Raw genomic sequence first — 23210 nt, forward strand, 5'->3', positions numbered from 1 at the left:
CATAATGCGCCCGTGGGGCTTGCTTCCCTTTACCGGGGCAGCAGCGTTTCCTCAAGGGCAAGATCTACGGGAACCTCGCGCGAGGGCAGCGACTTATCTATGCGCACCGTGCCCGCAGGGGCGTTGCGCATGGGTTTGACGTGACGCACCTCGGCATACTGTATGCGCGCCCGGGCGGCGTCGCGCTGCCAGCTTTTGCAGGCGGCCAGCGCCCCGGCCTCGTCAAGAGTGCGCGGCGGCACTTCCTGCCCACCGTGGGCGCGGCGAATAATCACGTGCGAACCGGGGCCGTTTTCCGCATGAAGCCAGATATCATGCGGGGCAGCAAGCTTGCGCGCGGCCAGATTACCCTTGGAATCGCGGCCGCGCAGCAGCACAAACCCATCTGAACTTATAAACATCTGCACATTTTTGGGCAAGGTGGCGGCCATTCCGGTACCAACCGCGCGCCCGGTGGGAGCCGCCTCATCGCCAGCGCCCGCAGTGGCACCCAACAGGCTGTCATGCCGGGCCTGACGCAGAGAGGCCAGTTCGTCTTCCAACGCGCCGCGCCGCACGGCCAGATGTTCCATGCCGCGTTGTCCGCGCCGGGCCGTATGAAAAAGGCGGGCCATTTGATCGCGCACTGAATACCGCAGATCCAGCGGTATTTCCCGCGCCGGGCCGTGCGGGCCTTCCTCTACGGTGACGCAAGCCGCACGAAAATCCGCAGGCCAGCGCCACAATTCGGCCTGAAGCGCCAGAGCGTCGGCCTGACAGGCCATCATCTTGCCAAGGCGGTTTTCTTCCTCGCGCAATTTTTCCAGCAGCTTTGCGAGCTTGCGCGTGCGCCTGTCCAGAGGCTGGGCCGCCTCCCGTGCCTGATCCAGAGCCAGACGGGCAAGCACCATATCCTGCCCTGCCAGTTCGGTCAGATTCAGGGCCTCCGGTCCGTAAAATTCAGCAGTAGATGGAGCGTCCGCATTCTTGCCCTGCAAGGCCCTTTGCTGTTCCGGGGGCAGGGGCCAGGCGCTTATGGCGAGCACCGGGCGTGGCATGGCCGGTGCAGAGGCATTACCGGAGGCAGGCGCGCAGGGGCCGTAGCAGAATATATCGCCGCCCCCTGTCCGCAGGTCTTCCAGCAAGGCCCACTGTTCCGGTTCTTCAAGGCAGGCAAGGGTTCGGCGCAAGGCGGGGGTAAGCACAGGCCATTGCCGCCAGTTGTTCAGGGCATCCGCCAGTTGCGCAGGCTCGGGCCAGGTGGCCTGCTCGTCTTCCGGCGATTCATTCTCGGCCAGAAAGCGAAGCGATGGCCCTTCGCGCAGATCAAGCAGCAGCCAGGTCAGACGCGGGGATTGCTCTGAGCCTGCATCTGCCTGCCCCATTTGCGGCAATGGCGGCAGTTGGGGAGCCTCAGCGCCGCCAGCGAGCAGCAGCCACAAACAGCGTTCGCTCCAGCGGGCCACGCAGGCAACGATGCGCCGGCCGGTGGCATACTTGCGCAGCCGCATGATGGGCGCTGAAGGTGCGCGGCCCACGCTGATGCGTTGGGATGTGACAAAACAGAACGGTTCCTTTCGCCCAAAGCGCAGGCAAAGCTGCCGCTTGCGCCCACCGCTGTAGACCATGAGGGCCAGCAGTCCATCAGAGGGTTCCTGAATTTTTTCCACCCTTGCGCCAATGAGCAAGGGGGTCAGGTCTTCACAAAAACGGCGGAAAAGATGGGCATCCATAGAAAAGACCGGCTTCGGGGCAAGGTAAATGGCTGGGGAGTAAACGGGGCAAGGCGCGGCAGACGGCCCGCTCGGGATGGAAGGCATTACCCTGCCGAAGACAAGGCCGCACAATGTCCCAACGCGTGCGCAAATGCAGCAGCAAACGCAGTTCCAGGTGCAACAGATGACAGACCGCAGGCTGGCATGATTGCGCAGACGGTTCAGGTAACAGCCTCGCCAGCATATCCGATGGGCATGATACGTCCGTTGCAACCGGGCCAGAAATCTCGTAGACCCAGTTCGCTAGACCCCCGCCGCAAGGCGGAACCACCGGGGAGCCTACCCGAAGTAGCATGCCGTCAGGCGCAAGCGGGAGTGCGCGAGCGCAGCGCCCGCCTGGCCGAAAGCAACAAAAACAGTGCCTTTAAGGCAAAGAAATGACGTTAATCGCCGCGAAGGTGTTCGTCTTCTTCCTGTTTGGCTTTGCAGTTGATGCACAAACGCGTCACAGGCCGGGCCTTGAGACGGGGAACGCTGATGTCGTCGCCGCAGTCTTCGCAAATCCCGTAGGTGCCATCGTCAATGCGGGTAAGGGCTGCCTGAATCTTGCGGATCAGGCGGCGCTCACGGTCACGGATGCGCAGGGTAAAGGCCCTGTCGGATTCTGCAGTGGCGCGGTCAGCCGGGTCGGCAAACACTTCGTTGCTATCCGTCAGTTCTTCCAGGGTGCTGTCACCCTTCTGCTTCGCTTCTTCAAGCATGTCGGAAAGAAGCTTGCGAAAGTATTCTAAATCCTTGTGATCCATTTAAACCTCCGGCGGACGCCGCTGGGGGGCGCATGAACGGTCTACTAATAGGCCTGGCAGGAGCATGCATGGAGCAAGCGATTCGCACCGCATATCCTGCATTGGCCAGCCATGCGGCGGCATGGCCCGCTCAGAGCACCTCTCAATGAAAATGCTCTTTTGATGCAATGGACTCATATAGCTACATGCGCAACCTTTGTAAAGCTGTGCCCTCAAGATTACGCAAAGCATGCACTTTGGCGACTGGCACAAACAGAAACCCCGGTTAAACCGGGGCCTAAGGTGCCATAAAAGCGCAAAAATAAGAATTTATGGTGAACGTTGCGTGGCAATCAGGCTCCAGCTGGATCGTCTTCCCGTCCGGCTTCAAGCCGCTCGGCCTCGTAGCGGGCTTCGCGGGCTGCGGCCTTGGCGGCATCCTGTGCGGCTTGCCGCTCGCGTGCTTCGGCGCGGATAACGCCCTTGATTTCTTCCCAGGCAGGCTCGTTCCACAAATCCTCACAACGCCGCGTGGGAACGGATACGTCTGTAAATTCCTCGCCACGGCGGGCGCGCACAAACACATCCCCCCCGGTGGCAACGGCCTTGGGCGCGTAAGAGGCCGTCATCTGACAGGCGGTGCGCAGCACGCCCTCGGGCCACAAGGCTCCGTTGCGGGCCAGAGCCAACGGCCCCGGCATGTCGCGCATGCGCAGGATAAGATCGTCCGGACCTGCGGCTGCGGCCAGCAGATCATTGTCCGCGCTGTTGCGCCCAACGCACAGCCAGTAGTGGTTCTGCCCTTCGCTGTGCCAGAACTGACGCCCAAGATTGGCAAGGGTAAAATCACTGGCGCCTGGCTCCGGCAAACGGGTGAGCACCAGCCAGTAGCGGCGGGCGTTCTCACGCTCGGTCAGGCGGCAGCCGCCCCCCGGCGTGGGAATTTCCTTGATGCCGTATTCCTTGGCAAGGTTCAGCTGCTCGGTGCGGCCCCGGCCCCAGATGCCCAGCAGACGCGAGCGGTCCACAAGCCCGCTTTCTTCAACAGGAGTCGGCAGCAGATGCTTGGCGCACAGTGGCCGCAGCAAAATATCGGCCACGGCGGCATCACGCATGATAACGTTCAGCGTGTCGCGCCGCTGTGACATGGGACGCTGCCCCAGAACCTCGCCCGAAGCCAGGGCCTTGGCGCCCACGCTTTCCATATATTTGCGGGCCTCGCGCAGCAGCAGGATCTTGCAGTCAACGCAGGGGTTCAGCACCTTGCCAAAGCCGTGTTCAGGCCTTTGGCGCAGCATGGCGGCAAACTGGGGGCCAACATCCTGAGTAACAATATCAAGGTCGTAAATCTTGCGCCAATGTGCGGCCGCCGCTTCACCGCCAAAAAAGGGCGAATAAAAATGCAGACAGCGCACGGCAAGGCCTTGGCGTTCGAGCAGTTTGGCTGTGAGCAGACTGTCGAGCCCGCCGGAAAACAATACTATTATTTGGGGAGAATCGCTCATGCCGCGCTTGTACGACAGCAATCGCCGGTGCGCAAGGGGCGCATGCAAGCCTTGCCCTGCTTTTACCTGCTTGCAATTACCTCTATCAGGAATTAAACTCAATTAGTGGTGGCACAAGCGCAGCCTCTCCGCCGATCTGGCATTTGCCTTGCTCGCCTTGGTCTGCTACACTAATGCGCTTGAAGATATTTTTACCCGGAGCAATGAGCTATGGCGAAGAAACCGGCCATGAGTCAGGAAAACGCGCGCGCCGAAGCCTTGGGCACCGCACTTGCCACCATCGAACGCAAGTACGGCAAGGGCGCTGTGATGAAGCTTTCCGACGATGCCCACGTCAATATTCCCGTAATCCCCACCGGTTCCATCGGCCTTGATCTGGCCCTTGGCGTGGGGGGCATTCCGCGCGGGCGCATCAGCGAAATTTTTGGCCCGGAATCTTCGGGCAAAACCACGCTGACCCTCCACATTATTGCAGAATGCCAGAAAATGGGCGGCACCTGCGCCTTTGTGGACGCAGAACACGCTCTTGACATTGCTTACGCCAAACGTCTCGGCGTCATCACCGACGAACTGCTCATTTCGCAGCCCGATTACGGCGAACAGGCGCTGGATATTGCCGACATGCTCGTGCGTTCCGGTGCGGTTGACCTTGTGGTAGTGGACTCTGTGGCCGCGCTTATTCCGCAGGCCGAACTGGATGGCGACATGGGCGAAACGCAGGTGGGCGGCCATGCCCGCCTTATGTCGCACGCCATGCGCCGCCTCACCGGCACCATCCATAAATCGCGCACGTCTGTGATCTTTATCAACCAGATCCGCATGAAGATCGGCGTGACCGGCTACGGCAGCCCCGAAACCACCACCGGCGGTAACGCGCTCAAGTTCTATTCTTCCGTGCGCCTTGATATCCGGCGCATCCAGACCCTCAAGGACAAGGAAGAATCGTTTGGTTCGCGCACCAGGGTCAAGGTGGTCAAAAACAAGGTTGCCCCGCCCTTCCGCAGCGCCATTTTTGACATTCTGTACGGTCAGGGCATTTCGCGCTCCGGCGAACTGCTTGACCTCGGCATTGAAGCCAAGATCATCGACCAGAGCGGCTCGTGGTTTGCATTTGGAAACGAAAAGCTCGGCCAGGGCCGCGAAAAAGTACGTGCGCTGCTGGATGAAAACCTTGATCTGCGCAACCAGATTGAAGCCAAGGTTGTGGAATTTCTGGGCCTGAACCCCAAGGAATTTGTACCCACAGAAGAAGACCTGGACGAAGGCGAAGCCCCCACGCCCACTTACGAATAAAGGCCATTTTTTACCTGCGACCGCGCGCCTTGGTGGTGCGCGGTCGTTGTTCGCGCAGACCCCATTACGGAGCCAGTAAATGCTCACCGCCAAAGAAATACGCCGCCGCTACCTCGAATTTTTCAAACGCCACCAGCATGAAATTGTCGAATCCGGCCCCATTATTCCGCCCAACGACCCCACCCTGCTGTTTACCAATGCTGGCATGGTGCAATTCAAGAAGCTGTTTCTTGGCGAGGAAAAGCGCGCATACAGCCGCGCCACTACCTGCCAGAAATGCCTGCGTGTTTCGGGCAAGCACAACGACCTTGAAAACGTGGGCCGCACCGCGCGCCATCACACGTTTTTTGAAATGCTGGGCAACTTCTCTTTCGGCGACTATTTCAAGCGCGAAGCCATCACCTGGGCCTGGGAATTTGTAAGCAAGGAGCTTGAACTGCCCAAGGAAAAGCTCTGGGTCACAGTGTTCCGCGAGGACGACGAGGCCGCGGCCATCTGGGCCGAGGTTGCCGGTTTGCCCGCCGACCGCATCGTCCGTATGGGCGAAAAAGACAACTTCTGGACCATGGGCGATACCGGCCCCTGCGGCCCCTGTTCTGAAATTTATGTGGATCAGGGCGCAGACATGTCTTGCGGGCCGGACTGCGGCATCGGCAAATGCGACTGCGACCGGTTCCTTGAAATCTGGAACCTGGTGTTCACCCAGTTTGACCAGTCTGCCGACGGCACTCGCGTAGCTCTTGCCAATCCGAACATTGATACGGGCATGGGCCTTGAACGCATGGCCGCCGTTGCCCAGGGCAAACGCTCCAACTTTGACTGCGACCTGTTTCAGGAAATCATCCAGTACGCCGCCTCGCTTGCCAATGTGAGCTACAGCTTCAGCGCGCCCGACACCAACGATGTGGATACGGCCCTGCGCGTCATTGCCGACCACAGCCGTTCGGCCGCCTTCCTTGTGGCTGGCGGCGTGCTGCCCTCCAACGAGGGCCGTGGCTATGTGCTGCGTCGTTTGATTCGCCGCGCCCTGCGCTTTGCCACGCTCATTGGCGTGAACGAACCCTTCATGTACAAGGTGGCCCGCAAGGTTACGGAAGTGATGGGCGATGCCTATCCAGAGCTGACCGAGCATGCCGACTTTATCGCCCGCGCCGTGCATGAGGAAGAACAGCGTTTCTCCCTCACCCTGCAAAAGGGTCTGGAACTGCTGGACGAAGAACTGGCATCCCTCAAGGCCGCCGGGCAGACGCAGATTCCCGGTGAGTTCTGCTTCAAGCTGTACGACACCTACGGCTTCCCGCTCGATATCGTGACCGACGTTGCTGAAAAGCGCGGCTTCACCGCTGACGCCAAGGGCTTTGAAAAGCACATGGGTGAACAGCGCAAGCGCGCCCGCGAGCATCAGAAAAAAGGCGGCCTGCTGGGTCAGGCTGACGGCGTAAACGTGTTCAAGCCCCTGCTGGATGCTGGCGTAACCAGCACCTTTGTGGGTTATGAACGCCTGACCGAAACCAGCCCCCTGACCCTGCTGCTCAATGCCGCTGGCGAAGAAGTGGCCGACCTCGGCGAGGGCGATACCGGCTACGCCATTACCGCTGCCACGCCTTTTTACGGCGAGGGCGGCGGTCAGGCTGGCGACATGGGCACGCTGGCAAGCACCTCCGGCGAGGCGCGGGTACTGACCACCCACAAACCTGCCCCCACCCTGTTGGTGCATGAAATTGAAGTGACCAAGGGCGAGCTGCACAAGGGCGGCGAGGCCACCCTCAAAGTGGACGCGGACCAGCGCAAATCCACGGCCCGCAACCACACCTGCACCCATCTGCTGCACGCTGCCCTGCGCCGCGCGCTGGGCACCCATGTGAAGCAGGCTGGTTCTCTGGTTGACCCGCACCGCCTGCGTTTTGACTTTTCGCACATTGCGGCCCTCACGCCTGAAGAACTGGCGGCGGTGGAGCGCGACGTGAACCGCGCCATCATGGCCGATCTGCCTGTGGCCGCCAGGGAAATGCCCGTGGCCGAAGCAATGGCAACCGGGGCCATGGCCCTGTTTGGCGAAAAATATGGTGATATTGTGCGTGTGCTCACAGTTTCCGGCGCGGAAAAGGGCGAACCTGAATCCGTGGAACTGTGCGGCGGCACACACCTTGAGCGCACCGGCGAGGCCGGGGCCTTCATGATCGTTTCTGAAAGCGGCGTGGCCGCCGGTACGCGGCGCATAGAGGCCGTAACCGGCTGGAACGCCTATGCCCAGGCTGTTGAGCAGCGCGCGGAACTTGCCGCGCTTTCGGGCATACTCAAGGCGCGCCCCGGCCAGTTGGCCGAACGCGTGGCCGCCCTGCAAGGCGATGTGAAAAAGCTGCGCAAGGCCTCGGAAAAAGCCGCCGCCGCACCTGCCACCGGGGCCGATCTGGCCGCCCGCGCGCAGGACGTCAACGGGGTGCGCATGCTGGCTGCCAAGCTTGATAATGTTCCTGTGAAAGCCCTGCGCGAAGTCATGGACGATGTGCGCTCGCGCCTTACCGACAATGCCGTTGTCTGCCTGGCAACGGCTGAAGACGGCAAGGTTGGGCTTTTGCTTTACGTTTCCAAAGACCTGCACGGAAAATTCACTGCTCCCGCGCTTATCAAGGACGTGGCCGCTCCCTGCGGCGGCTCCGGCGGCGGCAGACCCGACCTGGCCCAGGCGGGCGGCACAAAGGCCGATGGCATTGACGAGGCCTTTGCCGTGCTGAAACAACGCATCGAACAATAAGGACAAGGCCATGATAGGCATTTCCAAGCTGTATTGCGGACAGGTCGAGCCTTCCGACGCTCTGCGTTACGGACGCGAATCGGGCAAGCTGCCCTCGCACCTGCTGCAATTCTCCAAAGATAAGAAGCCCGTTGTGGTCTGGAACATGACCCAGCGCTGCAACCTCAAGTGCGTGCACTGCTACGCCCACGCCATTGAAGTTGACGGTTCGGACGATATCAATACCGCTCAGGCAAAAACCATGATCGATGATCTGGCGGCCTACGGCGCGCCGGTCATGCTGTTCTCCGGCGGCGAGCCGCTGGTGCGCAAGGATCTGGTGGAACTTGCCAGCCACGCCACATCCAAGGGCATGCGCGCGGTTATTTCCACCAACGGCACGCTTATCACCAAGGAAAAGGCCCGCGAACTCAAAGAAGTGGGGCTTTCCTACGTTGGCATTTCGCTGGACGGCATGGAAGCAGTGCACGACAAGTTTCGCGGCGTGCCCGGTGCTTACCAAAAAGCGCTTGAAGGCATTGCCAACTGTCAGGCCGAAAACCTCAAGGTGGGCCTGCGCTTTACCATCAACAAGCGCAACGTGTCTGAAATTCCCGGCATCTTCCGCCTGCTCAAGGATCTGGAAGTGCCCCGCGCCTGCTTCTACCACCTGGTGTACTCTGGACGTGGTTCCGAGCTTATCAAGGAAGACCTGGATCACGCCGAAACCCGTCAGGTGCTCGATCTTATCATGGATGAAACCCGCGCCCTTTTTGACGCTGGCAAGCCCAAAGAAATCCTTACTGTCGACAACCACGCCGACGGCCCCTACGTATGGATGCGCATGAAGCGCGAAGATCCCAAACGGGCCGAAGAAGTGTTTGAGCTTTTGCAGTACAACGAGGGCAACAGCTCTGGTCGCGGCATCGGCTGTATTTCGTGGGACGGCAAGGTTCACGCCGACCAGTTCTGGCGCGACCACACCTTTGGCAACGTGCTGGAACGCCCCTTCTCGCAGATTTGGGACGACCCGCAGATCGAACTGCTGCACAAGCTCAAGGACAAGAAGACCCACGTCAAGGGCCGTTGCGCCAAGTGCCAGTTCCTGAACATCTGCGGTGGCAACTTCCGCGCCCGCGCCGAAGCCTATTACGGCGACGAATGGGCTCAGGATCCTGCCTGCTATCTGACTGATGAGGAAATCGGCATCAAGTAGCGCTCCGGCGCAGCCCTTTTTCCGCTGAATGTGCAAGCATGGCGGCGCGCCCCGGTCGTAGCCCGCTACGTTCCGCCCAGGCGCGCCGCTTGTTTTTTATGTGGACAAAAGGGCATACTGATACTGCGTAAAGCACCCGGCAACCGCTGTGCAAACAGCAACAGTCACGGCTGCCGCGCCTTTGCCATACAGAACAACTACTGCATCACCGGCAGCATTGCCGCACAGGCTGGCCAAGCACCGACCTGCAACTCGCAGAATAAAGGACAACAGCCATGACCACATTCCATAGAGGCCGCCGCCTTCGCGCCACCCCGGAACTGCGCTCCATAGTACGCGAAACCCCGCCCCTTCTGGTTGAAGACTGCATCATGCCCTATTTCGTTGTGGAAACTGACGACAAGGGCTTTCGCAAGGAAATAGGCTCCATGCCCGGCCAGTTCCAGCTCAGCCTTGCCGAACTGGAAAAGCAGGTGGAAAAGGCCGTGGATACAGGCCTGAAATCCGTCATTCTTTTCGGTATTCCCGAGCTCAAGGACGAATACGCCTCCGGCGCTTACGCCGAGGACGGCATCGTGCAGGAGGCCGTGCGTCTGCTCAAGCACCGCTGGCCCAAGCTTTACGTCATCACTGACGTCTGCCTGTGCGAATACATGAGCCACGGGCATTGCGGCATACTCATGCCCTCTGGCGAAGTGAACAACGATGCCACCCTGCCCCTGCTTGCCAAAACAGCGGTGAGCCATGCGGCGGCAGGCGCGGACATGGTTGCCCCCTCGGATATGATGGATGGCCGGGTAGCCGCCATCCGCGAAGCGCTTGACGAAGGCGACCTTATGGCAACGCCCATCATGTCCTATGCCGTCAAATATGCCTCGGCCTACTACGGCCCCTTCCGCGAAGCGGCGGAAAGCGCCCCGGCCTGCGGTGACCGCAAATCCTATCAGATGGACCCGGCCAATGCCCGCGAAGCCCTGCTTGAGGCCTTTGCCGACCTAGAAGAAGGCGCGGACGCCCTGATTGTAAAGCCCGCCGGGCCTTACAGCGACATCATCCGCACCGTGCGCGACAATACCAGCGTACCTCTGTGCGCCTATCAGGTGAGCGGCGAATACTCCATGATCCGCGCGGCTGGCCTCAACGGCTGGATCGACGAGCGCGCCGTCATGCTGGAATCCCTCACGGGCCTGAAGCGCGCCGGGGCGGACATGATCATCACCTACTTTACAGAAACCATCCTGCGCGAAGGACTGGCACGATAATGAGCAATCACCCTCACAACATGGGGCACCCCGGCGGCCACCCCGCTGGCCATCCGGGCGGGCACCCCGCAGCCGCAGCGGGCAACCCTTCCTCCGGTCATCCGGACAGCATCTCCGCCCCCCTGCGCACCCTTGAGGACGGCAGCCCCGCCTGTCGCCTCATCGCCTGGGAAGTGACCCGTTCCTGCAATCTTGCCTGCAAGCACTGCCGTGCCGAGGCCCACACGGAGCCGTACCCCGGCGAGCTTTCTACCGAAGAGGCCAAGGCCCTCATCGATACCTTCCCGCAGGTGGGCAAGCCTATCATCATCTTTACCGGCGGCGATCCCATGATGCGGGCCGACGTGTACGAACTGGTGGCCTATGCCCACAGCAAGGGGCTGCCCTGCGCCTTTTCGCCCAACGGCACCCTCATAACTCCCGAAAACGCACAAAAAATCAAGGATGCCGGAGTCAACCGCTGCTCGATCTCCATTGACGGGCCGGACGCCGCCAGTCACGACAGCTTCCGGGGCGTGCCCGGCGCGTTCGAGGCATCGCTGCGCGGCATCGAATACCTCAAATCCGTGGGCGTGCCCTTTCAGATCAACACCACGGTCACGCGCAACAATCTGAGCAGCTTCAAAAAGATATTCGAGCTGTGCGAAAGCATCGGCGCTGCCGCATGGCATATTTTTTTGCTGGTGCCCATGGGGCGCGCCTCAGGTCTGGCCGATCAGGTCATCACCGCGCAGGAATACGAAGACGTGCTGCACTGGCTGTATGATTTTCGCAAGAGCACCAGCATGCACCTCAAGGCTACCTGCGCGCCGCACTACTACCGCATCATGCGCCAGCGCGCCAAGGAAGAAGGCATCAGCGTTACACCCGAAACCTTCGGCATGGACGCGCTCACGCGCGGCTGTCTTGGCGGCACGGGCTTCTGCTTTATCAGCCATGTGGGGCAGGTGCAGCCCTGCGGCTACCTTGAGCTGAACTGCGGCAACGTGCGCGAAACTCCCTTTCCGCAGATATGGCGCGAGAGTAAATACTTTTTGCAGTTCCGCGACCAGTCCTGTTATACGGGCAAGTGCGGCGTGTGCGAATATCACAAAGTCTGCGGCGGCTGCCGCGCCCGCGCCCACAGCATGGACGGCGACCACATGGGCGAGGAGCCCCTGTGCACCTATATTCCGGCCAAACTGCGCCGCAAGGAAAACCCCTGAGCCACATGAGGAACGCCATGACGCAGCCTACGGCCCACGCGGCCACCACCGAAACGCTGATGGACAGCGTTGACCGTCAACTGCTGGATATCATCCAGACAGGCTTTCCCCTCACGCCGCGCCCCTATGCAGATCTGGGCCAGATGCTTGGCATCAGTGAGGAAGAAGCTTTTGAACGCGTGCGCGGCCTCAAGGCCCGCAAGATCATCCGCCGTCTGGGGGCCAACTTCCAATCGGCCAAACTGGGTTTTGTGTCCACCCTGTGCGCCGCCAAGGTGCCGGACGACAAAATGGACGACTTTGTGGCACGGGTAAACGCCTGCCCCGGCGTGACGCACAACTACCTGCGCGAGCATGCCTACAACATCTGGTTCACGCTTATCAGCCCCTCGCGGGAGGAAAGCCAGGCCACGCTTGATGCCCTCACTGAAGCTACCGGCATTGCCATTCTTAACCTGCCTGCCACCAAACTGTATAAAATCCGTGTGGATTTTCGCATGGATGCAGACGCCTGATACACTACAGCCTTGGGGCAACAAAGCCGGTGCTTTCGCAAAAATCGAAAGCACCGGCTTTTTCATGCCTGTAGTTGTTGATTACCGCGCCATGAGTGCAAACACGCCCCAACCAAGGTACTCGCGCGTATACGTGGCGTACCGCTTTGGCTCGTTGGTCAGCTGGTCGCGAACTTCTTTGGCAAAGTCGTCATCCGGGTTGGCCTCAAGCCAGCGCCGCATGGTCAGCCACTTGGCAGCTTCGTACCTGTCCCAGCCATCCTGATTTGCCAGAACCATTTCCACAACATCATAACCAAGATCACCGAACGATTCGATAAGCTTGGGCAAAGTGAGAAAGTCGGCAACGGCCGTTGCGCCGCAGCCTTGGGCAACGTTTTCCGTTGGCGGCATGCGCAGCCAATATGGCTCGCCAATGAGGACAATCCCACCGGGGCAAAGGCTGTGCGTCAAAAGCTCAACTGTTCCCGCAACGCCGCCGCCTATCCATGTGGCCCCAACGCAGGCGGCCAGATCAACCTTTTCAGCCGCAACGTAGCCTGCGGCGTCAGCGTGGACAAACTCCACCTGACCAGTAACGCCAAGCTCCTTCGCGCGGAGCCGTGCCTGCCCGCAAAACAGCAGGCTCATGTCTACGCCGAGGCCTGTGATGCCGTAATCACGCGCCCATGTGCAGAGCATTTCGCCCGAGCCGCAGCCAAGGTCGAGCACTCGGGTTCCCGGTTTAAGACGCAGCGCGGCCCCGAGGGTAGCAAGCTTTTCTGAAGTATACGGATTATGGATGCGGTGTTCGCTTTCCGTAATGGTGAAAATACGTGGGATATCCAACATTGTAGCCTCCTTGCCTTATTTCATGTCGTTCGGGATATTGAGTGCGATACGCCATTCAATAGCCTCTTTGCATGTTGCAAAAAATCAAAGACACGTCATTTCATTTTTTATAGCTATGATAGACGTGCAGTAATCCATTACACGCCCAACATGCACTGGAATATTATGCAATACCGATGAAAAAAACATTCTACTTGTTATTTCAGAAATGAATAATAGCAAATCTGCAACCATACATCGATTAGGCAGGAACCACTAAACTAAACAATGAATCGGTTGTCACGCAGATATGTCAGGAAATGGAGTAAAATTAATATCCACCCCACTGGAACAACGCAACATCGCGCAAAGATAGCGCAAAATGGGGGACTCTGCCTGCTTGCCATAACTGCCCATCTTTAGTACACAAGCATTGCGTTGTTCCATTTAGCAAATCTCTAAACTTTTTCTCGTGGCTTTCCTCAACACATACGCCCGCGACCCCACGGCTTAGCCCGTTGCAGCCGCGTAGCGCAGCGCACTTGAGGCTTGACGTCCAGCCAACGCATAAGGACTGTGCATGACCAGCACCCGTCGTTTTTGCCTGCCGCTCCGCACGCTCTTTGCTATCGCCGCCCTGCTTTGTGCAGCCCTCCTGTCACAGCCAGGCGCTGCTGTTTCGGCCCCAGCCGTTCCGCCGCAAAGTTCCCTTGGCGTATGTTCCGCCATTTTATACGACCTTGACCGCGACGCCATACTTTTTGAGCAAAATGCCGACCAGCGCATTCCCCCGGCCTCGCTGACCAAGGTCATGTCCATGTTTCTTGCCATGGATCAGATCAATTCCGGCCTGGCCCGCATTGACAATACCACCACCATCAGCCGCAATGCGGCCCGCACTGGCGGCTCGCGCATGGGCCTCAACGAGAATGAGCAGGTTACGCTCGACCAGCTCCTCACGGGCATGGCTGTTTCTTCCGGCAACGATGCCAGCACGGCAATGGCCGAGTATGTGGGCGGCTCCGTGCCCGCGTTCATCAACATGATGAATGCCAAGGCCCGCGATCTGGGCATGCGAGACAGTTACTTTGTCAATCCGCATGGCCTCCCGGCCAAGGGGCAGTACACCACCGCGCGCGACATGCTGACCCTTGCCCGCGCCTATCTGCATACCTACCCCGATGCGTTACGCTTCCATAATACCCATGTACTGAACTACCGGGGCCGCGTCACCTGGAACAAAAACCCCCTTCTTGGGCAGTACCCTGGCGCGGACGGCCTTAAAACCGGCTGGATCAACGCCTCGGGCTACAATATGATTTTCACGGCGCTCAAGGGCGACAAACGCCTGCTGGCCGTTATCATGGGTGCGCCCGATTCGCAGATCCGCAGCATTGAAGCCTTCCGCCTGTTGGATGCCGGTTTTGAGGTATGCAACAGCGAGGCTCCCACAGTGCTGGCCGCTCTGGACACCCTGCCGCGCGAAAAGTATCACCCCGACATCCGCAAGAATGCCCGCGAGGCATACCATCAATTTGCCGGAAACGACCAGGGCGAGGGTGCCCAGACTGTACACCGCGCCAAGGCCACAAACCACAGCAAGCAGGCCAAGGCGACCAAAACGGCCAAAAACAAAAAGAAAAACGTGGAAAAAGTCGCACGCCAGCGCAGCAATGGCACCGATGGGCAGGCAGCCCGCCGCGTTGCCAACAACGCCAGCTAAAGCAAAGCCGCCCAACTGAAAATTTTGAAGGCCCGTGAACCACAAAGGTTCACGGGCCTTTCTTATAAAACCGGGGGGGAGAGACGTTCCACGCTATTGCGCAGTGTAGCCACCGTCTACAGTATAACAACCGCCGGTAATGAACGATGCTTCATCTGAAAGCAAAAAAGCCGCCAGTTTGCCCACCTCTTCCGGTTTCGCCATCCGTTTCATGGGGTGAGATTCCGCCATCATCTGCCGAACGCTTTCCGGCAACTCTTTCATCCGGGGGGTATCAACATAGCCTGGGGCCAGAGCGTTTACACGTATACCTTTTTCTGCAAATTCCAGCGCAACAGATTGCGTCAGTCCCACAACGCCGTGTTTGGCGCAAGTGTAAGGGGCAATCCCCGGAATCCCCACCATGCCGTTGACGGCGGAAAGATTGACCACCGCGCCACCTCCGTTCCTGAGCATGGCGGGGATAGCATACTTCATCCCATAAAAAACGCCGCTCAGATCCGTCTGGATAACTTCCTGCCAGTCTTCCACATCATAATCGCATATGGAGACGCCATGCGGCCCGGTTATACCCGCATTGTTCACAAGATAGTCAATTCTTCCCCAGCGTTCCATGATCGAATCAATCAAGTTTTTGACGGAAATATGGTCTTTGACATCTGCAATCATGGGGAAAACGCGTTGTCCGGATGGATCCATGTTCCGTGCCGTGGCCTCAATAGCCGCACTGTCCCTGGCCGTTATAACCACTGTAAGCCCACGGCCATAAAGCTCCTGAGCGATGGCTTCGCCAACGCCAGTGGAAGCGCCTGTAACTATGGCGATATTGCCCCTAAATTTCATTGGTTACGCCTTTTCCTTTCCCTTGGCGGACGAAGCTACGATTTTGCGGCAAAGGGTCGCAAAGGTTTCGCGTTCCTGTTCCGACAAGGCGGCTTCGATAGTGAGCAGCAGTTCTTTTCTGAATTTTTCCGCTCTGTTAAGAAAATCTCTTCCCTCGGGAGTGATTGATATGTCGTAACTGCGCCTGTCGGTTCCGCTTTTCTTTTGCACAATATAATTTTTATCCAAAAGCCTTTTGGTAAGCTTGGACGTGCCAGATTGCGAAATTCCACGCAGGGTGGCCAGTTCCGTGGTGGTTTTGCTGCCGTTCGTGACCAGGGCATCCAAAATTTCGTATTGCGCGGTGGTGATGCCTTCCACATTGAATCGGTTAAGAGTGTTGATTACCAAACATTGAAAAGGGATGTACGATTTTTCCAACATATCGTTTTCCATAAACACCTCATATATAGAACTGGGGAAATATATTCCTCGGTTGATATATGACCGTGTCATGTATTTAGTCAAGAACACTTCGCGCCCCAGGTCTCACCTAAACTAGGGCTGACCAAGGCGTTAACATTCTTAAAGTTTGTGGGATGTTGCTGAATCAGCCCCTGTCCAGCACTCGGAGCGACACAGCTTCGGCCAGATGCCGGGTGGCAATGCTGGCGGCATCATCCAGGTCGGCAATGGTCCGGGCCATGCGCAGCACTCTGGCGCATGCCCGCGCGGAAAGGGAAAGACGGTTGACCGCAGCCTCCATCAAGGCATGCCCTTCGGCATCCAGCGCGCAATGCTGATCAAGCAACGCGCCTGAAAGCTCCGCGTTACAGCGCGGCCCATTGCTGCCGTAGCGCGCCCGCTGGGTTGCCCGGGCTTTGAGCACGCGTTCGCGCATCTGTGCGGACGAAGCGCCGCGGCCTGCACCGCGAAAATCCGCATAAGCCACAGCAGGCACTTCCACATGCACGTCAATGCGGTCCAGCATGGGGCCGGAAAGTCGCGACTGATAGCGCACCCGTTGTTCCTCGCGGCAGGTGCACTGGTGCGTGGGGTCGCCGTAATAGCCGCATGGACAGGGATTCATGGCTGCCACAAGCATGCAGGCAGCGGGAAAGTTCACACTGTGCGCGGCGCGCGCAATGGCAGCCACGCCGCCTTCCAGAGGCTGGCGCAGCGCCTCAAGGGCTGTTTTGCGAAATTCCGGCAGTTCGTCCAAAAAAAGAACGCCTCGGTGGGCAAGGCTCACCTCGCCGGGGCGCGGGTATCCCCCGCCGCCCACAAGGGCCACGTCGGATATGGTGTGGTGCGGCGCGCGGAAGGGCCGCACACGCATAAGCCCGGCCTCGGGCGGCAGCTTGCCAGACACGCTGTATATCTTGGTGACTTCCAGGGATTCTTCAAAGTCCAGCGGCGGCAGAATAGTGGGCAGACGCTGCGCCAGCATGGTTTTGCCGCTGCCGGGAGGGCCAATGAGCAGCACGTTATGCCCACCCGCCGCAGCCACTTCCAGCGCGCGTTTGGCAGCCTCCTGCCCTTTGACTTCGGCATAATCCTGCCTGTAGGCAGGAGCCTCGAGCATATCAGCCACCGGTTCGCACAGAGGCTCAAGCGGCTCCGCGCCAGCCAGAAAGGCCGCACAGCGGCCAAGCCCCTCGGGAGCGAACACCTTGAGTCCACGCACCACCGCAGCTTCCGCGCCGTTGCCAGGGGGAACCACCAAGCCTGCGGCTTCATGCTCACGCGCCAGCAGGGCCAGGGGCAGCACGCCGCTCACCGGGCGCAACGCGCCATTGAGCGAAAGCTCGCCCGCAAGATACATGCCCTGCAAAGGCTCCGCAGGTATAATCCCAGCAGCGGCCAGCAGCCCAACGGCCAGCGGCAGGTCATAGCTTGCGCCGCTCTTGCGCCGCCACGCCGGGGCAAGGTTTACCGTAATCCGCGCCGGGGGCAGCTTGAAGCCGCAAGCCCGCAAGGCGGCAAAGACCCTGTCCTTGGCCTCGCGCACCGCTGTTTCCGCCAGCCCCACCATGGTGAAGCCGGGCAGTCCCTGCCGCACGAAGTCCACTTCCAGTTCCACGGGGTAGGCATCCACACCCTCAACCCCGCCGCTGTTCAAACGGACAACCATGCGCTCTCCTTGACCCTGCAAATGATAAGCGGCGCGGATGGTTGCATCTATCCGCGCCGCAAAAGTCTTGCTGTCAGGCGCACCGGGCAAATCCCCTCTACGTCTGCAAGCAGAAGGTACCGCCAGATGCTATTGCACGGCCTTGCCGATGCGATCCCAGCGGATATCACCCAGACCGCCCCACGACCAATAGATGCGCCAAGCTTTGGCGCGTATGGCGTTGCGGTCCACAAGGCCCCAGAAGCGCGAATCCATCGAGTTGTCCCGGTTGTCGCCCATGACAAAATACTTGCCTTCAGGCACGGTGATCGGGCCAAAATTATCGCGCACCGGCTGGATGCGGTCAGGCTCGGTAAAGCGGATATAGGATTCCTTTACCGGCTCACCGTTGCGGAACAGCTGCTTGTTGCGCACCTCAATGGTGTCGCCGGGCGTCCCGATGATGCGCTTGATGTAGTCCACGCTGGGATCATTGGGGTATTCAAAAATGATGATGTCGCCCTTGACCGGGTCGCTCCCCTTGTAAATGTAGGAGTGGGTAAAGGGAATCTTGATGCCGTAGGAAAACTTGCTTGCCAGCAGGTGATCGCCCACAAGCAGGGTTTTGACCATGGATTCCGAAGGAATCTTGAATGCCTGCACCACAAAGGTGCGGATGACCAGAGCCAAAATAAGCGCGACGAACAGAGCTTCGCCGTATTCCCGCCACAGGGGTTTGGGGGGGCGCTGTGATTGCAGAAGCATTGCCATGTGCGAATATTCCTCATGTGCCCTTGGGGCTGGTGAACGTTACATTTTCGGTCGCAAAGTATGCCCTGATGCGAAAGTAAAGGCAAGGAGCAGTGCTTCTTCTCCCTGCGGTTCCGCAAAAAACAGGCCCCCGCCCGGCATCAGCCGGAACAGGAGCCTGTTCAGCAATCACAATGCGTTACCGCTATTGAGCCTGGAGCAGGCTACCTTGCAAGACTCGGCTGCTCCATAAAAGACTCTAGTGGAGGCGCAGGGCAAAGTTGACCACAAAGCACAGGGCAATGACCACCATCACCACGTTAAGATCCTTGAAACGCCCAGAAAGTACCTTGATGCCGACCCAGCTCACAAAGCCAAAGCCAAAGCCCGTGGCGATGTTGAAGGTAAGCGGCATGCTGATGATGGTCAAAAAGGCGGGCAAGGCAACGGTAAAGTCCTTGAACTTGATGCGCCCCACTTCCTGCATCATCATGGCGCCCACGATGATCAGCACCGGGGCCGTGGCATAGGCCGGAGCCATGCCAATCACCGGCGCAAAAAACAGGGTGAGGAAAAAGAGCACCGCAATGGTCACGGCGGTCAGCCCGGTGCGCCCGCCTTCGACCACGCCCGCCGCGCTTTCAAGATAGCTGGTGGCTGTGGTCGCGCCCATGACGGCGCTGGCCATAGTGGCGATTGAGTCGGAAATCAGGGCCTTGTCCAGATTTTCAATGTGCCCGTCTTCACGAATGAACCCGGCTTTCTGAGAAAGGCCGATGAGCACGCCCATGTTGTCGAACAGATCAACCATGGTCAGGGTAAAAATGATGGAGATCAGGCCGTGGTGCAGCGCGCCCTTGAGGTCCATCGCCATGAAGGTCTCTGTGGGCAGGAGCAGGGATGTGTTGATGATGCTGCCCTGCGGCATATGTGGCCCGTTCAGCACCATGTCCGCCGCCGCAATGGCCACGATGCCGATGATCATGGCTCCCGGCACGCGCAGTGCAAGCAGCGCGCTGATGAGGAAGATGCCCGCCACCGAAAGCAGGGTTTTAGGGTCGCCCAGGTTACCGAGGGTCACAAAGGTGGCCGGGCTGGCCACCACGAGGCCACAGCTCTTCATGCCGATAAAGGCGATGAACGCGCCAATACCAACCACGATGGCGTACTTGAGATCCATGGGAACGGCGTTGATGATAAGCTGGCGCACCTTGGTGACGGTGAGCAGCAGAAAGACCACGCCAGAAATGAACACAGCGCCAAGGCCAGTCTGCCATGTATAGCCCGCAGGGCCGCAAACATAGTAGGCAAAAAAGGCCGTGATGCCGAGGCCGGGCGCTACGCCCACGGGAAACTTGGCCCACAGGCCCATGATCAGCGTTGCAATGACGGTAATCCAGATGGTGGCCGCCACGGCGGAATCCTTGGGCATACCGGCGTCAGCAAGCATGCTGGGAACCACAAAAATGAGGTAGCACATGGCCATAAAGCTGGTAAGGCCAGCCCGTATCTCGCGCCGAACCGTACTGCCTCTGGCCGCAGGATTAAACATTTTTTCCAGTATGCCCATGACATCCTCCTCTTGTTGCCGCACCGCGCGCCCAAGATATCAAGTTGTTTTGCGCCGGGGCAGCAGCCCCCATGCCGTTAATCTCTTTGCTTTGCCCTTTGCAGCACAGCCGCTTGCGGCCATCGCTTCCGGGCCTCGCCCCGAGCCTGTGCCCAGATTGGACCTGAACCACAGCCGGGGCGGCCTACCCCTCTACCACCAAATTCTGTTCATCTTATAGAAAGTACGGCGAAATCCGTAATTTTCGCCGTCTGTTCGCATTGTTGGCCCGAACCGTGCACCGGGACAAATATTCTACCCCAGAAAGGCCCGTATGCCCGTAAAAATTACCTGTGCCGCAATGGCGGCCAGCAAAAGCCCCGTCAACTTGGACAGCACGGCAATGCCCGTGCGGTGCAGGGCGCGCACCACGCCATCGGCCATGCACAGCAGCACAAACATGCCAAAGGCAGCGGCCAGCAGCGAAAACACCCCCACCAGCACCTGATGCATCTCTGTGGCGGACGCGCCCATGACCATTACCGCGCCGATGGAGGCAGGCCCCATGCCAAGCGGTATGGCCAGCGGCACAACGCTGATGTCGCCCTCCTTGCCGGAAAGCGCATCCTTGCCGTCATCGTTCATGAGGGAAACTGCCGTAAGAAAAAGCAACACGCCCGCGCCGATACGAAAGGCGTCAAGAGTGAAGCCGAAGAGCGAAAACAGGTGCGGGCCAAACAGGAACAGCGTAACGCCGATAAGAAAGATGGCCGCAGAGGTTTTGGCGGCCACCCTGGATTTTTGTTTTTTATCAAAGCCCTTGGTGCCGCTGATAAAGGCGCTCAGCACGGCAGGGGGCGTCATGAGCGCATAAATTTTGATGCTCGTGCCCACAACTTCAGTAAAAAATTCCATGCGAACTCCCCTTCCTGCGCCGGAAGCCTAGCGTTAGAGCAACTTGCCTGCCCTGCACGAATTGTTGCAAAAATCCGCACATAAAATGTTTGCAAGGCAATGTATCTTGTCCGTTGCCCCAATCATTGCCCTACAGGAAGTTACCCCTGAAGGCAGATTGGAGGCCTTGCTGGCAAGCAAACATTTCAAAATGAAAACACACCAAGGAACACGCGCCGCGAAAGGCCAGAATTTATGAAGGCGGGAGTATGTCATGCAAGAGGCGGCATGTCCATAGCGCCAGCCCGCCTGAACCTGAAATTTCCTACACTGGCGCGCCTTGCACGGCCTGATGCCTGCGCGGTTTCAAGCACCCCCTGCCAGTCTGCCAGCAACCTTGATCAATGCTTCAAAAGCAAACAACAGACCCTGCCGTTCCTGCGCGCCACAGGAGCGTGCAAGAACGACAGGGTTTGTCAATTTGTGGCAGGGGCCCAAGCCGCGTTAATGCCCCACGCTGACGTCTGTCACCACCTGGCCTTTGGGTTTCACACTGAGGCCGCAGCCGCCAAGATTCAGCAAGGCGGCGCATAGGGCAACGCAAGACAAAAGCAGCGCCAGACGGCGCAGCTGCTTGCGGCCTTTAGTCACGGGGTTTCTCCTGAGTAATGCGGGCTCCCGCCTGTACATCCTGAGTAATCCACACATTGCCGCCGATGACGGCCCCCTTGCCCACTGTCACACGGCCAAGAATCGTGGCCCCGGCGTAAACAGTGACGTTGTCGCACAGTATGGGGTGCCGGGGATTGCCCTTGGTGAGGGTTCCGTCCGCATTCTTGGGAAAGGAGAGCGCGCCCAGTGTCACGCCCTGATACAGGCGGCAGTTACGCCCGATGATGCAGGTTTCACCGATAACCACGCCTGTGCCGTGGTCGATGAAAAATTCCTCGCCAATGGCCGCACCGGGGTGGATGTCGATACCCGTTGTGCCGTGGGCCATTTCAGAAATGATGCGCGGAATGACCGGCACCTTGAGTTTGTAGAGCTCGTGGGCAATGCGGTGGTGAAACATGGCCCGCAGCGAAGGATAGCAGAAAATGGTCTCGCCGGGGCTGGTGGCCGCAGGGTCTCCCTCGTAGGCGGCCTTGGCGTCACCCGCCAGCAGACGGCGAATTTCCGGCAGGCTGTCCATAAATGCCAGAGCCGCCTGCTGGCCCTCTGTTTCGCACGAGGTGCAGGGAATGCCCAGCCCCTCGCAGCTGAAGCAGAAGCCGCGCACGATCTGCTCGCCCAGCAGGCGGTGGATGCTGTCCAGGTTGGCGGCAAGGTGATAGCGCATGGATTCGCGCCGCACAGTGGCCGCGCCAAAATAACCGGGAAAGATCGCCGCGCGCAGACGCTCTAGTATTTCAGAAAGCACCGGCAAAGACGGCATGGGCGCTCCCTGCCCCGAGCGGTGCCACACGGTGCTGAGCGAATCTTCGCGGCAGAGGCGTTCAACAACGCTGTCTATAAGGGGCATGCCGGTCGTGGTGATGTCCTGCTTTTTGTTCATATCAAAATCCTGCGGAAATATTCGGTTGCGCTTGAACCCACAGGCGGCTCAGACCTACTGCGGGCATCCCGGTAATTCTTATAAGTCTACATGGAGTTGCCCGCTGCCGCAATGGGCAGCCAGAGCCGCTCCAAAGAATACATGATAAATCAGGCCGTTCGTTAAAACTTTTAACATAAGCTGGCGTTCCGTACTTCAAACCACCCACCATCCTCTCACAAAGAAGCTGCATGCAGAAGAAATATTCCATACGCTACGTGCCCTAAAAAAACACTGTCCCGTTGTTATTCAGTAAGCACGCTCCGGGCATAAGCAAGCCCGCAGCCGCAGCCTTAATCCACAAAACTGTTTTCAGCGTTTTTTCCTTCTGCCGTGTCTGCCCGAATCCGGCAAGTTGGCAGATGAGCAGACGAACAGATGGCAACCGTGCCGCTGCCATGCCCGCAGGCTGGGTGCAGAATGCCACGAGCTGGAGCAGCTCCAGCCACAGACCGCCGCACCGGCAAGCAACCCCACACGCAAAGCCGCGCGGCATTATTAGCTTCGATTCACACCGTGTTAAGTTTTGCAACCAGCGCGTACGCAATATAAACGGGCACTGGGGATTTTGTGCAGCAGAATTTCATAAAAATACATCTAACTAATTAAAAAATAAAATTATATTCCTTGTGGCATGATTGCTGCTTAGCCATGAGCTATCGTAACAAGCGTCGCAAGCTCTCGGCAAATGACGGCTCAGGTTACGTCAAAACAGACAAGTTATGCGCGGAGTGTCCGCGATTTTA

19 protein-coding genes are annotated in these 23210 nt (G+C 58.9%); 8 read left to right on the top strand and 11 right to left on the bottom strand.

Annotation, left to right across the window (positions count from 1 at the left end; all coding sequences use genetic code 11):
- Window positions 1-29 precede the first annotated feature (29 nt).
- From RDK48_RS00690 to RDK48_RS00700, 3 genes are all read right to left on the bottom strand, one after another.
- A complete protein-coding gene (locus RDK48_RS00690; RefSeq protein WP_298996090.1) occupies window positions 30-1712 on the bottom strand; it encodes an NFACT RNA binding domain-containing protein in 1683 nt (560 codons plus the stop codon).
- A 425-nt stretch (window positions 1713-2137) separates the two neighbouring features.
- Window positions 2138-2500: an RNA polymerase-binding protein DksA gene (gene dksA, locus RDK48_RS00695; protein WP_022659715.1), complete on the bottom strand. Its 363-nt coding sequence runs from the start codon at window positions 2498-2500 to the stop codon at window positions 2138-2140.
- Window positions 2501-2832: 332 nt separating this feature from the next.
- The gene (locus RDK48_RS00700; RefSeq protein WP_298996093.1) at window positions 2833-3984 is read right to left on the bottom strand and encodes a tRNA(5-methylaminomethyl-2-thiouridylate) methyltransferase; all 1152 of its coding nucleotides are present in this window, start codon (window positions 3982-3984) and stop codon (window positions 2833-2835) included.
- 210 nt (window positions 3985-4194) lie between these two features.
- Here RDK48_RS00700 and recA point away from each other — a divergent pair, with 210 nt between their 5' ends.
- From recA to RDK48_RS00730, 6 genes are all read left to right on the top strand, one after another.
- Window positions 4195-5277: a recombinase RecA gene (recA, locus tag RDK48_RS00705; RefSeq protein ID WP_298996095.1), complete on the top strand. Its 1083-nt coding sequence runs from the start codon at window positions 4195-4197 to the stop codon at window positions 5275-5277.
- Between the two features lie 79 nt (window positions 5278-5356).
- Window positions 5357-8032 (top strand): alanine--tRNA ligase, encoded by a 2676-nt coding sequence (gene alaS / locus RDK48_RS00710; RefSeq protein ID WP_298996097.1) that lies wholly within the window; start codon window positions 5357-5359, stop codon window positions 8030-8032.
- Between the two features lie 10 nt (window positions 8033-8042).
- Window positions 8043-9227: a 12,18-didecarboxysiroheme deacetylase gene (ahbC, locus tag RDK48_RS00715; protein ID WP_298996099.1), complete on the top strand. Its 1185-nt coding sequence runs from the start codon at window positions 8043-8045 to the stop codon at window positions 9225-9227.
- A gap of 275 nt (window positions 9228-9502) precedes the next feature.
- A complete protein-coding gene (hemB, locus tag RDK48_RS00720) occupies window positions 9503-10489 on the top strand; it encodes a porphobilinogen synthase (protein ID WP_298996101.1) in 987 nt (328 codons plus the stop codon).
- Window positions 10489-11694 carry a heme b synthase gene (gene ahbD, locus RDK48_RS00725; RefSeq protein WP_298996103.1) on the top strand — a complete coding sequence of 402 codons (1206 nt, stop codon included), beginning with the start codon at window positions 10489-10491 and terminating at the stop codon, window positions 11692-11694. The genes hemB and ahbD overlap by 1 nt, the downstream gene beginning before the upstream one ends.
- A gap of 59 nt (window positions 11695-11753) precedes the next feature.
- A complete protein-coding gene (locus RDK48_RS00730; RefSeq protein WP_298996271.1) occupies window positions 11754-12209 on the top strand; it encodes an AsnC family transcriptional regulator in 456 nt (151 codons plus the stop codon).
- Between the two features lie 81 nt (window positions 12210-12290).
- On the opposite strand, the gene RDK48_RS00735 is transcribed toward RDK48_RS00730, so the two are convergent.
- Window positions 12291-13037: a cyclopropane-fatty-acyl-phospholipid synthase family protein gene (locus RDK48_RS00735; protein WP_298996273.1), complete on the bottom strand. Its 747-nt coding sequence runs from the start codon at window positions 13035-13037 to the stop codon at window positions 12291-12293.
- A gap of 562 nt (window positions 13038-13599) precedes the next feature.
- Between RDK48_RS00735 and RDK48_RS00740 the strand changes: the two genes are divergently transcribed.
- On the top strand, window positions 13600-14742 hold the full coding sequence (locus RDK48_RS00740; RefSeq protein WP_298996104.1) for a D-alanyl-D-alanine carboxypeptidase family protein: 1143 nt from the start codon (window positions 13600-13602) through the stop codon (window positions 14740-14742).
- A gap of 93 nt (window positions 14743-14835) precedes the next feature.
- On the opposite strand, the gene RDK48_RS00745 is transcribed toward RDK48_RS00740, so the two are convergent.
- The 6 genes from RDK48_RS00745 to RDK48_RS00770 all read right to left on the bottom strand — a co-directional run bounded on the left by RDK48_RS00745 (window position 14836) and on the right by RDK48_RS00770 (window position 20891).
- Window positions 14836-15585, bottom strand: coding sequence for an SDR family NAD(P)-dependent oxidoreductase (locus RDK48_RS00745; RefSeq protein WP_209818235.1), 750 nt, complete (start codon window positions 15583-15585; stop codon window positions 14836-14838).
- 3 nt (window positions 15586-15588) lie between these two features.
- Window positions 15589-16020, bottom strand: a complete 432-nt coding sequence (locus RDK48_RS00750; protein WP_298996108.1) for a MarR family winged helix-turn-helix transcriptional regulator — start codon at window positions 16018-16020, stop codon at window positions 15589-15591.
- Window positions 16021-16174: 154 nt separating this feature from the next.
- Window positions 16175-17698, bottom strand: a complete 1524-nt coding sequence (locus RDK48_RS00755) for a YifB family Mg chelatase-like AAA ATPase (RefSeq protein ID WP_298996111.1) — start codon at window positions 17696-17698, stop codon at window positions 16175-16177.
- Window positions 17699-17827: 129 nt separating this feature from the next.
- Entirely contained in the window at window positions 17828-18448 is a 621-nt protein-coding gene (gene lepB / locus RDK48_RS00760) for a signal peptidase I (RefSeq protein ID WP_298996113.1), read from the bottom strand.
- A gap of 238 nt (window positions 18449-18686) precedes the next feature.
- Window positions 18687-19997 (bottom strand): NCS2 family permease, encoded by a 1311-nt coding sequence (locus tag RDK48_RS00765; protein WP_298996115.1) that lies wholly within the window; start codon window positions 19995-19997, stop codon window positions 18687-18689.
- A gap of 294 nt (window positions 19998-20291) precedes the next feature.
- A complete protein-coding gene (locus tag RDK48_RS00770) occupies window positions 20292-20891 on the bottom strand; it encodes a MarC family protein (protein ID WP_022659699.1) in 600 nt (199 codons plus the stop codon).
- A 267-nt stretch (window positions 20892-21158) separates the two neighbouring features.
- Here RDK48_RS00770 and RDK48_RS00775 point away from each other — a divergent pair, with 267 nt between their 5' ends.
- A complete protein-coding gene (locus RDK48_RS00775; protein WP_298996119.1) occupies window positions 21159-21464 on the top strand; it encodes a hypothetical protein in 306 nt (101 codons plus the stop codon).
- 49 nt (window positions 21465-21513) lie between these two features.
- Here the strand turns inward: RDK48_RS00775 and epsC are convergent, their stop codons facing one another.
- The gene (gene epsC / locus RDK48_RS00780) at window positions 21514-22425 is read right to left on the bottom strand and encodes a serine O-acetyltransferase EpsC (RefSeq protein WP_192112680.1); all 912 of its coding nucleotides are present in this window, start codon (window positions 22423-22425) and stop codon (window positions 21514-21516) included.
- Window positions 22426-23210: the final 785 nt, after the last annotated feature.

The sequence above is a fragment of the uncultured Desulfovibrio sp. genome (assembly GCF_902477725.1).
GTDB lineage: Bacteria > Desulfobacterota > Desulfovibrionia > Desulfovibrionales > Desulfovibrionaceae > Desulfovibrio.

Bases quoted from the DNA above. Each gene is read 5' to 3' on its own strand.
- RDK48_RS00690 (WP_298996090.1), bottom strand. From the start codon at position 1,712: ATGGATGCCCATCTTTTCCGCCGTTTTTGTGAAGACCTGACCCCCTTG.
- RDK48_RS00730 (WP_298996271.1), top strand. From the start codon at position 11,754: ATGGACAGCGTTGACCGTCAACTGCTGGATATCATCCAGACAGGCTTT.
- ahbC (WP_298996099.1), top strand. From the start codon at position 8,043: ATGATAGGCATTTCCAAGCTGTATTGCGGACAGGTCGAGCCTTCCGAC.
- lepB (WP_298996113.1), bottom strand. From the start codon at position 18,448: ATGGCAATGCTTCTGCAATCACAGCGCCCCCCCAAACCCCTGTGGCGG.
- RDK48_RS00750 (WP_298996108.1), bottom strand. From the start codon at position 16,020: ATGGAAAACGATATGTTGGAAAAATCGTACATCCCTTTTCAATGTTTG.
- recA (WP_298996095.1), top strand. From the start codon at position 4,195: ATGGCGAAGAAACCGGCCATGAGTCAGGAAAACGCGCGCGCCGAAGCC.
- RDK48_RS00775 (WP_298996119.1), top strand. From the start codon at position 21,159: ATGTCCATAGCGCCAGCCCGCCTGAACCTGAAATTTCCTACACTGGCG.
- RDK48_RS00765 (WP_298996115.1), bottom strand. From the start codon at position 19,997: ATGGGCATACTGGAAAAAATGTTTAATCCTGCGGCCAGAGGCAGTACG.
- RDK48_RS00745 (WP_209818235.1), bottom strand. From the start codon at position 15,585: ATGAAATTTAGGGGCAATATCGCCATAGTTACAGGCGCTTCCACTGGC.
- RDK48_RS00700 (WP_298996093.1), bottom strand. From the start codon at position 3,984: ATGAGCGATTCTCCCCAAATAATAGTATTGTTTTCCGGCGGGCTCGAC.
- dksA (WP_022659715.1), bottom strand. From the start codon at position 2,500: ATGGATCACAAGGATTTAGAATACTTTCGCAAGCTTCTTTCCGACATG.
- RDK48_RS00770 (WP_022659699.1), bottom strand. From the start codon at position 20,891: ATGGAATTTTTTACTGAAGTTGTGGGCACGAGCATCAAAATTTATGCG.
- epsC (WP_192112680.1), bottom strand. From the start codon at position 22,425: ATGAACAAAAAGCAGGACATCACCACGACCGGCATGCCCCTTATAGAC.
- hemB (WP_298996101.1), top strand. From the start codon at position 9,503: ATGACCACATTCCATAGAGGCCGCCGCCTTCGCGCCACCCCGGAACTG.
- alaS (WP_298996097.1), top strand. From the start codon at position 5,357: ATGCTCACCGCCAAAGAAATACGCCGCCGCTACCTCGAATTTTTCAAA.
- RDK48_RS00740 (WP_298996104.1), top strand. From the start codon at position 13,600: ATGACCAGCACCCGTCGTTTTTGCCTGCCGCTCCGCACGCTCTTTGCT.
- RDK48_RS00755 (WP_298996111.1), bottom strand. From the start codon at position 17,698: ATGGTTGTCCGTTTGAACAGCGGCGGGGTTGAGGGTGTGGATGCCTAC.
- ahbD (WP_298996103.1), top strand. From the start codon at position 10,489: ATGAGCAATCACCCTCACAACATGGGGCACCCCGGCGGCCACCCCGCT.